General features: G+C 61.4%; 11 protein-coding genes and 1 pseudogene. 4 read left to right on the forward strand and 8 right to left on the reverse strand.

Annotated elements, in window-relative coordinates:
• Positions 1 to 25: 25 nt before the first annotated feature.
• The 3 genes from PSH64_RS16525 to PSH64_RS16535 form a co-directional block, all read right to left on the reverse strand.
• Positions 26 to 622 carry a LysE family translocator gene (locus tag PSH64_RS16525; protein ID WP_105341041.1) on the reverse strand — a complete coding sequence of 199 codons (597 nt, stop codon included), beginning with the start codon at positions 620 to 622 and terminating at the stop codon, positions 26 to 28.
• A 108-nt stretch (positions 623 to 730) separates the two neighbouring features.
• Positions 731 to 1,567 (reverse strand): AraC family transcriptional regulator, encoded by an 837-nt coding sequence (locus PSH64_RS16530; RefSeq protein ID WP_305477857.1) that lies wholly within the window; start codon positions 1,565 to 1,567, stop codon positions 731 to 733.
• Positions 1,568 to 1,765: 198 nt separating this feature from the next.
• Positions 1,766 to 2,683 carry an AraC family transcriptional regulator gene (locus PSH64_RS16535; protein ID WP_105341043.1) on the reverse strand — a complete coding sequence of 306 codons (918 nt, stop codon included), beginning with the start codon at positions 2,681 to 2,683 and terminating at the stop codon, positions 1,766 to 1,768.
• 368 nt (positions 2,684 to 3,051) lie between these two features.
• Here PSH64_RS16535 and PSH64_RS16540 point away from each other — a divergent pair, with 368 nt between their 5' ends.
• From PSH64_RS16540 to PSH64_RS16555, 4 genes and pseudogenes are all read left to right on the forward strand, one after another.
• The gene (locus PSH64_RS16540; RefSeq protein ID WP_305477858.1) at positions 3,052 to 4,248 is read left to right on the forward strand and encodes an MFS transporter; all 1,197 of its coding nucleotides are present in this window, start codon (positions 3,052 to 3,054) and stop codon (positions 4,246 to 4,248) included.
• Between the two features lie 37 nt (positions 4,249 to 4,285).
• Positions 4,286 to 4,456, forward strand: a pseudogene (locus PSH64_RS16545) (aldehyde dehydrogenase family protein); the annotation flags it as partial.
• 165 nt (positions 4,457 to 4,621) lie between these two features.
• A complete protein-coding gene (locus tag PSH64_RS16550) occupies positions 4,622 to 5,668 on the forward strand; it encodes an aromatic ring-hydroxylating dioxygenase subunit alpha (RefSeq protein WP_305477859.1) in 1,047 nt (348 codons plus the stop codon).
• Entirely contained in the window at positions 5,665 to 6,615 is a 951-nt protein-coding gene (locus tag PSH64_RS16555; protein ID WP_305477860.1) for a PDR/VanB family oxidoreductase, read from the forward strand. Before PSH64_RS16550 ends, PSH64_RS16555 begins: the two co-directional genes overlap by 4 nt.
• Positions 6,616 to 6,625: 10 nt before the next feature.
• On the opposite strand, the gene PSH64_RS16560 is transcribed toward PSH64_RS16555, so the two are convergent.
• The 5 genes from PSH64_RS16560 to PSH64_RS16580 all read right to left on the reverse strand — a co-directional run bounded on the left by PSH64_RS16560 (position 6,626) and on the right by PSH64_RS16580 (position 13,096).
• The gene (locus PSH64_RS16560; protein WP_105341047.1) at positions 6,626 to 7,339 is read right to left on the reverse strand and encodes a GntR family transcriptional regulator; all 714 of its coding nucleotides are present in this window, start codon (positions 7,337 to 7,339) and stop codon (positions 6,626 to 6,628) included.
• An 83-nt stretch (positions 7,340 to 7,422) separates the two neighbouring features.
• The gene (locus PSH64_RS16565; protein ID WP_305477861.1) at positions 7,423 to 8,664 is read right to left on the reverse strand and encodes a thiolase family protein; all 1,242 of its coding nucleotides are present in this window, start codon (positions 8,662 to 8,664) and stop codon (positions 7,423 to 7,425) included.
• Positions 8,661 to 10,544 carry a feruloyl-CoA synthase gene (locus PSH64_RS16570; RefSeq protein WP_305477862.1) on the reverse strand — a complete coding sequence of 628 codons (1,884 nt, stop codon included), beginning with the start codon at positions 10,542 to 10,544 and terminating at the stop codon, positions 8,661 to 8,663. Before PSH64_RS16570 ends, PSH64_RS16565 begins: the two co-directional genes overlap by 4 nt.
• 143 nt (positions 10,545 to 10,687) lie before the next feature.
• Positions 10,688 to 12,136: an aldehyde dehydrogenase gene (locus PSH64_RS16575; protein WP_305477863.1), complete on the reverse strand. Its 1,449-nt coding sequence runs from the start codon at positions 12,134 to 12,136 to the stop codon at positions 10,688 to 10,690.
• A gap of 129 nt (positions 12,137 to 12,265) precedes the next feature.
• On the reverse strand, positions 12,266 to 13,096 hold the full coding sequence (locus tag PSH64_RS16580) for a p-hydroxycinnamoyl CoA hydratase/lyase (RefSeq protein WP_007895816.1): 831 nt from the start codon (positions 13,094 to 13,096) through the stop codon (positions 12,266 to 12,268).
• Between the last annotated feature and the right edge of the window lie 61 nt (positions 13,097 to 13,157).

Genomic DNA, 13,157 nt, shown 5'->3' on the forward strand with positions numbered 1-13,157 from the left:
CACACCTTGCCAGGCAATGTTCGACCTACACCAGCACGGTCAACCAGGCTGACACCAACAGCAAAAAAGCCAATGCATTGTTCATGCGTTTGAACGCCTGTGGCGAACCAAAAGCCCGAGCACTACCCACGCCGAGCAACGCCCACAGGGTCATGCACGGCAAGGAGACCAACAGAAACACCAGCGACAACACCAGCAGCCGCAGGGTCTTGTCGTCGCCACCGACAAATACGCTCGCCACCGCCACCGCCATCATCCAGACCTTGGGGTTGACCAATTGCAGGGTGGCGGCGCCGAACACGCTGAGCCCCTCGGCGCGCGAGGTGACCGGGTCCAAGGACGGCGGCGCGCTTTGAAAGATCTGCCAGGCCAGCCAACTCAACCAGAGCACACCGGCCCAGGCCATTGCCTGCTGCACACGCGCAAACCGCAGCAGCGTCTCGCCCACGCCGAGCCCGACGGCAAACACTATCAGCGCCGCCGCCACGCATGCGCCAAAAATGAGGGGTAGCGTGGCACCTAGCCCCCACCGCGAACTATGGCTCAACACCAGAATATTGGTCGGTCCCGGGGTAATCGAGGCAACGAACGCAAACAGCAGGAAAGGCAGTAACGATTCCATGGCTCAGACTCCCTGAAGGCGCATCGAAGGGGCAGAAAAGAACAGCGAAAAGGACATGGCATGGACTCCTTGATCAAATAGGAAACCATGGTCGCGAGTCAGCGGGATTCAGTCTGGAAGGTTTGAGCAGCGCTTGCGGTAATCTGCCGGTGTGAGCTGGTAGGCACGGCGAAACCAGCGTCCCATATGACTTTGATCGGCGAACCCGAGAGCACTGGCCACCTGTGCCGGCGACTCGCCCCGCGCCAGCAGCTGCCGTGCCTTGGTCAGCCGCAACTGGATCAAATAAGCATGAGGCGCCAGTCCAAAGGCTGCCTTGAAGGCCCGCGTCAGACGATAGCGATCAACCCCGCAGGCTTGAGCCAGATCATCCAGCCCGATGTCCTCGTAGGCATGAGCATGCAGATAGTCACGCGCAACCTGGGCCACCAACGGCAGGCGCGGATCAAAGGTTTGACGCTTGCGCCAATCAAGGTGGCAAGTAAGCGCCCCCAACAAGGTGTCGATGGCACTCTGGCACACGATGCGCAAATCACCCTCATGGAGAGCGTGGAAGGCTAGATGAATGGCAGTGGCCAGGTCCGGATCCTGGCTCAGGGTGTTGGCGAAACCCGGCTGACTGTTGGTGGGTGCGTGCTCAAACAATGCGAGCAACTCCCGTTCCAGCCAGTGCGGATCGAGGTAGAGCATGGAATAGGTAAACCCTTCCTCGGTCGGCGCATGACCATCGTGTATTTCCCCCGGCTCCAGCATGAACACCTTGCCCGGCGTACTGAAGTGGCGGGCGCGCCGGCAATTGAACTGCTGCACCCCTTGCTCGGTGACCCCCACCAGAAAACTGTCATGCCAGTGCGGATCGTAAGCATGCCCCTGAAAATGGGCACGAATTGATTCAATCCCGGTATCGGCATCCTGGGACAGCTCAATCCAGTTGCGTTTATCCACGCAAGGCTCCAGAGGTAATGTTTCAGTTTTGAACGGTTGGACGACTAAATTACCGCGCTTTGGAAAAGGACGTTTAGAAGATTTGTGCAGGTTGGTGCTGAGCCATAGCTACCGGTCGTGACCGACAGGAAACGGCCCCGAGTGTCTAGTCCTGAAATCATCCGCCTGGAACGTCATGCCTTTTACCTCAGCATGTCGCTAGCCTGCCCCTCGCAACACTGCGATATCTCGTTTAGGCGCGACGCCAAACAGGCGGCTGTATTCACGGCTGAACTGCGACGGGCTTTCATAGCCGACCTTGTAGGCCGCGCTTGATACTTCCTGATGCTCGTTGAGCATCAGTCGCCTCGCCTCGTTCAATCGCAGCCACTTCTGGTACTGCAACGGACTCATCGAGGTGAGTTGGCGGAAGTGGTGATGAAAGGTGGGTGTGCTCATCTGCACTCGCGCCGCAAGTTCTTCGACGCGAAGCGCCGAGGCGTAATTCAACTTCAGCCAGTCGATGGCTTTTGCGATGCGATAACCCTGGCCATCGACCGAGGTAATCTGCCGCAACCTGGCAGCCTGATCACTCCTCAAGAGACGATAGTGAATCTCGCGCTGAATCAGCGGCGCCAGCACAGGGATGGCTTCGGGTTCATCGAGTAGCGCCAGCAAGCGCTCGAACGACGCCAACATGGCAGGCGTTACTGAACCGATGCCTACACCTTTGACCACTGACCGGTCACGAATTGGCGGCAATTCACCCTGGGCTATCAACTCAGCCAGCATGCGCAGATCGAGCTTCAAAGTCAGCCCCAGGCATGGCTGCTCCGGGCTTGCCGCCAGCACCTCGGAATTGGCGGGCAAGTCCAATGAGGTGATCAGAAATCGCGACGTGTCATACGGGTAGCCCTCGCCACCTACCCACAGCTGTTTCTCCCCCTGGGCGACGAGGATGATGCTTGGCTCGACCATGCAGACGACGGGCGGCGACGGATGTTCGCGCCTGAAAAAGCCCAGGCCCGCAATGGGCGTTCCGTAGTCACCTGGCTTGGGGATCTGCTCGCCAATGATCCGCGCAAGCGTTTCTTGTGGCGACAGGTGTTGAGCAGCGGTGTCGTGTTTGATCGTCATGTTCGCCTTGTACCTCTTCGCTGAACTCTAACTCGCCCGCTCGCGACCGTCCTGCAAAAAAACAGAGACTCATAGAATCAGGCAAGTAATCCAGCGCAATGCACTACAGAAGGTCTGGGTCGAGCCGGAGAATGTTCATCCGACAAAGCCATTGAGGACTCTCCCATGCTTGTACAAGCCTATGGTGCTCATGCGGGCGACAAGCCCCTTGAGCCATTGCAAATCATTCGCCATGCCGACGCAGACCAGCAACGTGAAAACTTCAAAAGCAACCTGAAGTAGCCTGTTCGGTGCCCCGGCCGGGCACCGGTTCTCTCGTAGCCTCGTTTCCGGGGCTGCGACGCTTCGCGCAATACAGGATTCAAACAATGACTGATCACCTTCTCCCAGAGCCTCGTAAATCATGGGGCGCCGTATTCGCCATGTCGCTCGCCGCATTCGTCCTGGTGGCCTCGGAATTCATGCCCGTCAGCCTGCTGACGCCAATTGCCGCCGATCTGCATATCACCGAGGGGCAGGCAGGCCAGGGCATTTCCGCCTCCGGGTTGTTTGCGCTGTTTGCCAGTCTTCTGATCGCATCGGTGGCGGCGCGGATCGACCGCAAGCCTCTGCTGTTGTCACTGACTCTATTGATGATCCTTTCCGGAACAGTGGTCGCGTTCGCGCCGAACTACTGGGTGTTCATGATCGGCCGCGCGCTGATCGGTATTGCAATAGGTGGGTTCTGGTCATTGTCGGCGGCAACCGCCATGCGCCTGGTGCCTGATGACCAGATCACTCGCGCCATGGCAATCGTCAACGGCGGCAACGCTTTGGCGACAGTGATTGCAGCGCCATTGGGCAGTTTTCTCGGCGCCTTGATCGGCTGGCGCGGCGCATTCTTGTGCGTTATCCCGGTCGCGATAGTCGCCTCTGTCTGGCTTCTGTTCAGCCTTCCAGCGATGAAGTCGCAGAGCGGTTCAGGTACTGGAAATGTCTTCAGGTTGATGCAAAGCCTGCCGGTCGCGTTAGGCATGGTGGCGGTCAGTGTCTTTTTCATGGGGCAGTTCATGCTGTTTACCTATTTGCGCCCCTTCCTTGAAACGGTCACACACGTCAGTGTTTCCATGTTGTCGCTGATGTTGCTCGTCCTCGGTCTGGCGGGCCTCGCGGGAACCTTCTTGATTGAACCACTCTTGAAAAATGGCCTGCATCGCACCCTCATCATCCCGATCCTGATGGCGGTGATTGCACTGGCGCTGGTTTCGTTCGGCAGTTCGGCCGCAACCACGACGGTCTTGTTGGGCCTCTGGGGATTGGTGGCGACTGCTGCACCGGTGGGATGGTGGACATGGCTGGCCAGAACATTGCCAGAGGCTGCTGAAGCGGGAGGCGGCTTAATGGTGGCGATCATTCAACTGGCCATCGCATCGGGGGCGACCGTTGGCGGGCTGGTCTTTGACTCAAGCGGTTATCGAACGACCTTCGAGTTGAGCGCAGCGTTGCTGGGCGTGGCGGCTGTTCTTGCCCTCCTGGCGGCACGCGCAGCAACGCGGGAGCCTGTTGCATCGGTAAACACCGCTTGAAAAACCACAAGACGCGCCAAGGCATGTCTGACAGGCCAACGAAGAAACCTTCGGTCCGGTCGCCACCTTCTTCCCCTACGACACCGAAGACGAACTGCTCGAACTGCTCGAACTGATGAACAACATACCGTGCGGCCTGAGCGCGCGCCTATGGACCAACGATTTGTCCAGCGCCATGCGCATGATCCCGAGCATCGAAGCTGGGACGACTACACGGAGCTGAAATCCGTGATGATCCGCTATTGATTCGGAGGGTTACAAAGCCATCAGTGGATCCACTAAATCGTTAATAAACAGAATCAGTTTGACAAAACCCCCATAAATCATAATTAATGGATCCACTAAACAACAAAAACAACCTTGGAGAATCTCCATGTATCCCAAGAACACCTGGTACGTCGCCTGTACGCCCGATGAAATCGCCGACAAGCCGCTGGGCCGTCAGATCTGTGGTGAAAAGATGGTTTTTTACCGTGGGCACGAGGGCAAGGTCGCGGCTGTCGAGGACTTTTGCCCCCATCGCGGCGCGCCGCTGTCCTTGGGCTATGTGGAAAACGGCAACCTGGTGTGCGGCTATCACGGCCTGGTGATGGGGTGCGACGGCAAGACCGTGGAAATGCCTGGGCAACGGGTTCGCGGCTTTCCGTGCAACAAGACATTCGCCGTGGTCGAGCGCTATGGATTTATCTGGGTCTGGCCCGGCGATCAGGCGTTGGCTGATCCGGCGCTGATCCATCACCTGGAATGGGCGGTCAGTGACGAGTGGGCCTATGGCGGCGGCCTGTTCCACATCCAGTGCGACTACCGCCTGATGATCGACAACCTGATGGACCTGACTCACGAAACCTACGTTCATGCGTCCAGCATCGGCCAGAAGGAAATCGACGACGCGCCGCCCGTGACCACGGTCGAAGGCGACGAGGTGGTCACCGCCCGCCACATGGAAAACATCATGGCCCCGCCCTTCTGGCGCATGGCCCTGCGCGGCAATAATCTGGCCGACGATGTACCGGTGGACCGCTGGCAGATCTGCCGCTTCACCCCGCCCAGCCATGTGCTGATCGAAGTCGGCGTGGCCCATGCCGGACATGGCGGTTATCAGGCTCCCCGGCAGTTCAAGGCGTCGAGCATCGTCGTCGACTTCATCACGCCGGAAACCGAGACCTCGATCTGGTACTTCTGGGGCATGGCGCGCAACTTCAATCCGCAGGATGAAGCCTTGACCGCGAGCATTCGCGAGGGACAGGGCAAGATTTTCAGCGAGGACCTGGAGATGCTCGAACGCCAGCAACAAAACCTGCTCAGCCATCCCACGCGCAATTTGCTCAAGCTCAATATCGACGCTGGCGGCGTGCAGTCGCGTCGCGTTCTGGAGCGCCTGATCGCCAGGGAGCAAGCCTCGCAGGAGTCAATGGCATGATCGAAGTGCTGGTGGTATCGCGCAACAACGAAGCCCAGGACATCTGCAGCTATGAGCTGGCCAGTGTCGATGACCGACCGCTGCCGGCCTTCAGCGCCGGTGCGCATATCGATGTGCACCTGCCAGGCGGTTTGATCCGGCAATACTCCCTGTGCAATCACCCTGAAGAACGCCATCGCTACCTGATCGGCGTGCTCAAGGACCCGGCCTCCCGGGGCGGTTCACTGGCCATGCACGAGCAGATCCATCCCGGCATGCGCCTGCCGATCAGTGAGCCGCGTAACCTGTTTCCGTTGGCCCATGAAGCCAGGCGCAGCCTGCTGTTTGCTGGCGGTATCGGGATCACGCCGATCCTGTGCATGGCCGAACGTCTGGCGCACAGTGGCGCGGATTTCGAGCTGCATTACTGTGCCCGATCACGGGACCGTGCGGCCTTTGTCGAACGCCTGCACCACTCGCCTTTTGCCGACCGGGTGTTCCTGCATTTCGATCAGGAACCCGACACCGTGCTGGACGCTGCGAAGGTTCTGGCCACGCCGCACAATGACGTTCATTTATATGTGTGTGGTCCCGGCGGTTTTATGCAGCATGTGCTGGACACGGCCAAGACCAAAGGCTGGCAGGAGCAATGCCTGCACCGCGAGTACTTCGCCGCCGCCCCCGTCGACACTGGCGCCGATGGCAGCTTCTTGATCAAGGTCGCCAGCAGCGGTCAGGTCTTCGAGGTGCCGGCCGACAAGAGCGTAGTGCAGGTGTTGCAAAACCAGGGCATCGAGATCGCCATTTCCTGTGAACAAGGCATTTGTGGCACTTGCCTGACTCGGGTGCTGGAGGGGGTGCCGGAGCATCGCGACCTGTTCCTCACCGAGGATGAACAGGCCTGCAACGACCAGTTCACCCCTTGCTGCTCGCGCTCGAAAACGCCGCTGCTGGTTCTGGATATCTGATAAACCTCGCTTACTCCGAGCGGAGAATGACCTTCATCCGCTCGTCAGCCTTCGCTGAGCCGAAGACCTCGGCGTAGCGCAACGTGGCGTTGGCGTGTTCGCGCATGATCGCCTCGGCACGCGCGCCCTGGCGGTTGACCAAGGCATCGAACACCGAATGGTGTTGCATGTGGGCATAGTTGAAGCGTCGGTATTCCCGGACCATGTCGTTGCGGTCCACAGCCAGGGCGGTCACCGAAGCGAAGGGCAAATGATCGTTGCGCGCCAGGGCGTCGGCGATCGCCGGGTTGTGGCTGCCTTCGACGATCACCTGGTGAAAGCGCATGTTGAGGTCGTGATAGACCTCCAGGTCTTCTATGGTCACGTACCCTTTATCGAACAGCTGATCGCCCTGCATCAGGCACTGTTCGAGGGTCGCCCGGGCTTCGTCCGAAAGCCCGCGCTCGGCGGTCTGACGCGCCGCCAGGCCTTCGAGTACGCCCCGTACTTCGACCGCACCGGCAATGTCATCGGGGCTGACCGAACGCACCTGAAACCCGCGCCCGCCAAAGCGCACCAGCAAGCCTTCCTGCTCCAGGGTGCGGAACGCCATGCGCACCGGCATCCGCGAAACACCGAACAGCTGCGCCGTGGGGATTTCCATCAACCGCTCGCCCGCCGCCAGCTCGCCCGAGGCGATCATCTTGCGCAATGCGACCAGCACCGTTTGACCGGGCTTACTCATCCAGGCAACTTCCAGAAAGGTGGGCCTGCATAGTAACGCAAGAGAGAGACGCCAGGTTTGGGCAGAGGCTGCGGTGTACTGCCTCAGCCCTGATAGGCAGGATTCTCGATCAGCAGCGCCATGCCCTGCCCGCCGCCGACACACGCGGCGGCAATGCCATAACGCAGATTGCCCTCGCGCAGTTGCCTGGCCAGGGTCAGCACCAGACGCAATCCACTGGCGGCCAAGGGATGTCCCAGGGCGATGGAGCCGCCCCGCCGGTTGAGGCGGTCGCCGTCCAGTTCCAGCACCTGCGCCACGGCCAGCACCTGTGCCGCCTGGGCCTCGTTGATTTCCAGCAAGCCGATGTCGTCAATGGCCAGACCGCTGCGTTGCAACAACAACTGGATCGCCGGCGCCGGGCCGATGCCCATGAACTCCGGTGCCACGCCCACCACGGCACTGGCCAGCAAATGGGCCAACACCGGACGCCGCGCCGCAGAAGCTCGCCCCACCAGCGCGGCCGCCGCGCCATCGACCACCGCGCAACTGTTGCCGGCCGTTTGCACACCGCCGGCATGCACCGCGCGCAACCGGCCCAAAGCGCTCAGGTCGGTAGGTCGCGGGTGACTATCGTGCGTCACGCGGTCCACGCCCCGTGGCAACTGAATATTGCGTGGCTGATAGCCGGCCAGTTCAAAACACTCATTGTCGATCGCTACCAGTTCCGGTCCGAACCAGCCGTCAGTTTGCGCCTGCAACGCCAGTTGATGACTGCTGAGCGCGTAGCGATCCACCTCTTCGCGGCTCAGGCCATGCCGCCGGGCCAGGTTGTCGGCGGTGGTGATCATGTCTACGCCCGGGGCCGGGTCGTAGAGGGCTTCCCAGAGAAAGTCCTTGAACGCCACCTCGGCGCCGAGCCGGAAACCGCTGCGGTGGGTGTAAGCGGCAATCGGGTTGCGCGACATCGATTCGGCCGCCACACACAGGGCCAACTGAACGCCGTCATCCAGCTGCCTGGCGGCCTGCCGCAAGAGTTCGAAACCGGTGGCGCAGATGCGCTGCACCCCCAGCGCCGGAGTCTCTTGCGGCACACCACTGTAAAGGCCGATATGTCGTGGCAGCAGGTAAGCATCGAAACTGGCCTGAGCCACGGAGCCGGCGAGCACGCTGTCCACCGAGGACGGATCGAGAGCAGCGCGAGCCAATACCTCGCGCCCGACCTTGATCCCCAGATCGATCGGCGAGACCTGAGCCAAGGCCCCGCCAAGGTCGACCCAAGGCGTGCGCAGGGCTTCGAAAATCGCCACATCGCTAAAGCTCGAATACTGCCCCGCGCCGTTCACGGCAGAGGTCCGGCGCGCAGGATGGAAGGATCTTCACCGCGATACAGCGCCTCGACCTTGTCGGCACGCCACTGCAACACAGCACGCTGATTGATCGAGCCCTTGTCGGTGATTTCACCACGGTCGATGGAAGCAGGTTCATCGAGCAGCGCGATCCATTCCAGGCGGCTGGCATTACCGGTGGCGTCGCGGTTGAGCCGTTGCAGCCAATCGCTGAACCACTGACGCACCGGCGCGCTGGCCAGAACCTCGGCGTCACTGGCGTGCGCATTCAAACCCGCCAGACGTCGGCATTCATACAACCGGGGAAAGACCAGCGCACCCAGGCACTCGCGGTCCGGCGCGGCCACCACCAGGTCCTGAACATAAGGAGAACCTTCGAGCACCGCACGATTGCGCAACGGACCGACGCTGACAAACACGCCGGAGCTGAGCTTGAAGTCCTCGGCGATGCGCCCGTCGAACATTAGCCCGAGTTGCGGATCACGGGGGTCAGCCAGTTTCAGCGCATCGCCAGAACAATAGAAACCCTGCTCGTCGAACACCTCGGCGGTCTGCTGCGGCGCGCGCCAGTAACCCGGCATGATGTGCGGCCCGCGAAAACGTCCTTCCAGCTTGCCATCCACCGGCACCAGCCGCACTTCGCAACCGGGTGCCGGCAGGCCAATGTAGCCGGCCATGGACAGCGGCCCGGTGGTGAACGTGCAGGACGGCGACGCCTCGGTCATGCCAAGCCCGGCCATCATGCGAATGCGTTCGCCACAATGCTGTTCAGCGACCCGGTCCAGGCGATCCCAAATCCGTTGCGACAATCCGGCGGCAGCGAAAAAGAACAGCTTCATGCGCGAGAAGAAACGCTCGCGCAACTCGCCATCCTGCTCCAGAGCGTTGACCAGCTCTTCCCAGCCCTTGGGCACGGTCAGGTAGGCGGTGGGCGATATTTCCTTGAGGTTGCGCAGTGTTTCAGCAAAACCCTGAACGGTCGGCTTGCCGTCGTCCAGGTAAAAAGTGCCGCCGTTGTACAGCACGATGCCGACGTTGTGGCTGCCGCCGAAGGTGTGATTCCACGGCAGCCAGTCCACCAGCACCGGAGGTTCTTCGCCGAACACCGGGAAGGTTTGCAACAGCATCTGCTGGTTGGCGCAGAGCATGCGCTGGGTGGTGACCACCGCCTTGGGCAGTTTGGTGGAGCCGGAGGTAAACAGGAACTTGGCGATGCTATCCGGCCCGGTGGCCATGAAAGCGTAATCGGCCTCGGCACCTCCGGGCTGATCCAGCAGGCTGGCAAAGCTCGCCTGACGGCGGCCCGGCACTTGGCCACGCACGGTAATCAGCGGCGTATCGGCCGGCAGCACCGCGTCGATCGCCCGCTGATAGGTCGCGGCGTCGCTGACGAACACCAGGCCCGGTTGCAACAGGTCGCAGACATGCCGCAGCTTGGCGAAATCCTGGGACAACAACGAATAGGCCGGGGAAATCGGGCTATAGGGAATGCCGGCGTACATCGCACCCAGTGCAATCTGCAAATGCTCGATGTCGTTGCCCGAGAGGATCACCAGCGGTCGATCGGCCGAGAGCCCGTAACTCAGCAGGCTCTGGGCAATGGCGCGGACGCTGGTCAGCATCTCGGCGTAACTCACCCGACGCCAGTCGCCGCCCTCCTGGCGAGCGGCGATAAAGGTCTGTTGCGGGCGAACCCGAGCCCAATGCACCAGGCGATCGAGCAAGCGTACGGGCAACTCGGCCAAGGGTTCCAGGGAACGCATATGCAATATGCCCTCCTCTTCGCTGACCTCGACCGCAGGACAGCCGATGGATACCTGGCGATAGCGTGGCGCACTGGCGTCGGCCTGGGGTGGCGATCTGAATTCGGAACTCACGTGCTTGTTCTCCATCGAGGCATGCCACCGGTCTGCCGGGAAGCGGTCAACCGGGGCATGGCAGCCTTGTTATTGTTATGTCTGGCCTGCACGCGGGCGACGACAGCTCTCAAGCGTGCGTCGCCCGACGCTGCGACGGCGGCTCAGATCGGGTAGTGCCGCGGTCCGTTCTGCAAGGTCACCCAGCGCAATTGGGTGAAGTGCTCGATGGACGCCTTGCCGCCAAAACTGCCATAGCCACTGGACTTGACCCCGCCGAAAGGCATCTGCGCCTCGTCGTGCACAGTCGGGCCGTTGATGTGGCAGATGCCCGACTCGACTCGCTGGGCCAAGGCCAGCGCACGGCCGGTGTCGCGACTGAAGATCGCCGCCGACAAGCCGAATTCGGAATCATTGGCCAGACGCAGCAGCTCTTCATCGCCCTCACCGCGCAACACCACCGCCACCGGGCCAAAGGATTCTTCGCGGTACAGGCGCATGGCATCGGTGACGCTATCGAGCAAAGTCGGCTGCAGAATACTGCCCTCCAATCGGCCACCCGCGACCAGGGTTGCGCCCTTGTCGAGAGCATCGTCGATCATCAGTTTGATCCGTTCGCCGGCATTGCTGTCCACCAGGGAACCCAGCACCGAACCTTCCGCACTGGGGTTGCCGGCGGGCAAGGTGGCGATCTTCGCCGCCAGTTTGGCGACAAAGGCATCGGCCACCTTGGCATCGACGATCAGGCGCTCGGTGGACATGCAGATCTGCCCCTGGTTGAAAAAGGCACCGAAAGCCGCCGCCTCGACTGCCGCATCCAGGTCAGCATCTTCCAGCACCAGGAACGGCGCCTTGCCGCCCAGTTCCAGCAACGCCGGCTTGAGATGACGCGCCGACAGTTCACCAACGATGCGCCCGACATGGGTCGAGCCGGTGAAGTTGACCCGACGCACCGCCGGGTTGGCGATCAGCCGTTCGACAATCGCCGCGGCATCCTGGGGCGCGTTGCTGATGACGTTGACCACGCCGTCACCGAGGCCGGCGTCCTGCAATACCTGGCCGATCAGCCTATGCACCGCCGGGCTCAGTTCCGACGCCTTGAGCACCACGGTGTTACCGCAGGCCAACGGCATGGCGATAGCACGGGTGGCGAGGATGACTGGGGCGTTCCACGGCGCGATGCCCAGCACCACGCCGCAGGGTTGACGCAGGGCCATGGCGAAGCTGCCGGGCACATCCGAGGGAATGACTTCGCCGGTGATCTGGGTGGTCATCGACGCCGCTTCACGCAGCATGTTCGACGCCAGATGCACATTGAAACCGTACCAGTTGGCCATGGCGCCGGTCTCGCCGGCAGCGGCGATGAATTCCGCGCTGCGGGCCTGCAACTGCTCGGCGGCGCGCAGCAACCGGGTGCGTCGTTCATTGGGGGCCAGGGCCGCCCAGGTGGGGAATGCCGCTTTGGCCGCAGCCACGGCGGCGTCGGCATCTTCCAGGGTGGCGGCGGCAACCCGCGACACGATTTCGCCGGTCACCGGATGACGCCGTTCGAAGGTTCGACCGTCTCGGGCGGGGCACGACTGGCCGCCGATCAGCAGGGGCACGTCCAGCATGGTGATTCCTCTTTATTGTCTTTATCGGGAATACAGTCGAGGGGGTCACAGTAGCGCCAAGGCGCCGGGGCGAACAGCTGGCGGACGCTCGATCGCCCGGCCAGCTCGCCTTGTTCTCAACGCCAGGGTTCAGCGTTTGTAAGCCTGCAAACCGGGCTTGATGCTCTTGTCGTCGAGGAACTGCTTCATGCCCTGCTCGCGACCGCCTTCGGTGTCCAGCAGGCGCGACTGATCGAGCTTGGCGTACAGGTAATCTTCGTTCTGCTCCCAGGTGAGTTCGCGGCAACGCTTGAAGCCGTGCTTGGCTGCGCGCAGCACCACCGGGTTTTTCTCCAGCAGGTTACGCGCCAGCTCGATCGTCACCTCACGCAGTTGCGCCAGCGGCACGCTCTCGTTGACCAGGCCCATCTCGGCGGCTTTCTGCCCGCCGAAGGTCTTGCCGGTCATGATGTAGTACAGCGACTGGCGATGGCCCACGGTGTCAGCCATGGCCTTGCTCACCAGGTTGCCCGGCGGAATGCCCCAGTTGATTTCCGACAGGCCGAAAGTCGCTTCATCGGCGCAGATCGCCAGATCACAGGCCACCAGCGGGCTGAAACCGCCACCGAAGCACCAGCCGTTGACCATGGCGATGGTCGGCTTGGCGTACATGCGCAGCAGTTTCCATTGCCATTGAGAGGCTTCGCGGCGGATTTTTTCCTGAAGGATTTCCGGGCCGGCGTCCACTTCACGGAAGTATTCCTTGAGGTCCATGCCCGCAGTCCAGGCTTCGCCCGCCCCCGTCAGCACCAGGACACCGGCGTCCGGATCCTGCTCCAGGGTTTCCAGAACGTCGATCATCTCGCGGTTCAGGGTCGGGCTCATGGCGTTGCGTTTTTCCGGACGGTTGAGGATGACCCAAGCGATGCCTTCCTCGATTTCCACTTTGACCGTTGTCCAGCGACCTTCGTAATTGCTCATGGCGATGCTCTCTTGTTCTTGGCTTGACGATGGGTAAAAACTAAACTGCAAATATAGTTAT

Origin of the sequence: Pseudomonas sp. FP1742 (genome assembly GCF_030687145.1) — a bacterium.
GTDB lineage: Bacteria > Pseudomonadota > Gammaproteobacteria > Pseudomonadales > Pseudomonadaceae > Aquipseudomonas > Aquipseudomonas frederiksbergensis_D.